The sequence below is a fragment of the Mesorhizobium sp. M0029 genome (genome assembly GCF_040323735.1).
Classification (GTDB): domain Bacteria; phylum Pseudomonadota; class Alphaproteobacteria; order Rhizobiales; family Rhizobiaceae; genus Mesorhizobium.
On the sequence record NZ_JAMYVF010000060.1, the window covers coordinates 1 to 1,329 of the forward strand.

The window sequence follows — 1,329 nt, forward strand, 5'->3', positions numbered from 1 at the left end:
TGTCCGAACCGGATAGATAGGTAACAGAATGGACCGATAGCATGGGTGACAGTTTTCTTGTCCGCCGGAGGACCGGCGATGGTTTGGCGAGAGACTGGCATCATGGACGAGCGGCTACGGTTTGTTGTGGCGTGTCTTTCTGGGGATGAGACGATGGTTGCGCTTTGTGCGGCCTACGGGATCTCACGCAAGAACGGCTACAAATGGCTAGGACGCTATCGGACGTTTGGGCCTGAGGGTTTGCACGACCTGCCGCGAGCCCCGCTCAATCATGGCCGGGCGACAGCTCAGGATCTGGTTGAGCGGATTGTGGCGGCCAAGGAGCTGCATCCGCTTTGGGGTCCAAAGAAGATCGTGGCACGGCTCAGGCGCACGGCTCCCGAGTTCATGTGGCCTTCAGCCTCGACGGTCGGCGCGATCCTTGCGCGGCATGGGCTTGTCCGCGCCCGCAAGCGACCCCGCCTGCGGGCCTGCGGCAATGGACCCTGGCCACAGCCGCAAGAACCGAACGCGGTGTGGACTGGCGATCACAAGGGCTGGTTCCGGACCCGCGACGGCTGGCGTTGCGAACCCTTGACGGTGATGGATGCGTCGAGCCGCTATCTTCTGGCGCTCGAAGCGACGGGGTCGACGGCCGATAGCGAAGCCTGGCCGGTGTTTGAGCGGCTGTTTGAAGAGCATGGCCTGCCGGATCGCTTCAGAAGCGACAATGGCCCGCCCTTCGCATCGGCCGGCGTCACCGGGCTGACGCCGCTTGTCGTGCGCTTCATCAAGCTCGGCATCACCCTGGAGCGGATCGCACCCGGCAGGCCACAGCAGAACGGACGTCACGAGCGCTTTCACCTGACCATGCTGCCGATGGCCGAGGCACCGGAAGCCGACCGAACGGCACAGGGCCAGGCCTTCGAGACCTTCCGCCACAGCTACAATGAGGAACGTCCCCATGAGGCGCTGGGCATGGATACGCCCGCCCAGCACTACCGGTCCTCACAGCGCGCCATGCCCAGGACACCACCCGAGCCCGTCTATCCGGCCGAGGCCTCGGTCCGCCGCGTGCGCCACAATGGCGAGATCCGATGGAATGGCGGCTTCATATATGTCTCGCAAGCGCTGGCGGGCGAACCGGTCGCTGCGTTGGAGACCGAAGACGGACAATGGACACTCTCATTCCATGCCCACCCGCTCGGCATCATCGACACACGGCACATGAAGCTTGTCCGCCGCAGCGCCGCGCCAACCAATCCGCTTGGCGCTGCGGCGGACGCATAGGGGGAGAGAAGTGTCACCTATGTATCCGGTTCAAAGTGTTACCCATCTATCGGCTGGACA

General features: G+C 63.7%; 1 protein-coding gene. It reads left to right on the top strand.

Features of this window, described 5'->3' with window-relative positions:
* Window positions 1-78 precede the first annotated feature (78 nt).
* Window positions 79-1,269: an integrase core domain-containing protein gene (locus tag NKJ76_RS32310; RefSeq protein ID WP_352539218.1), complete on the top strand. Its 1,191-nt coding sequence runs from the start codon at window positions 79-81 to the stop codon at window positions 1,267-1,269.
* Window positions 1,270-1,329: the final 60 nt, after the last annotated feature.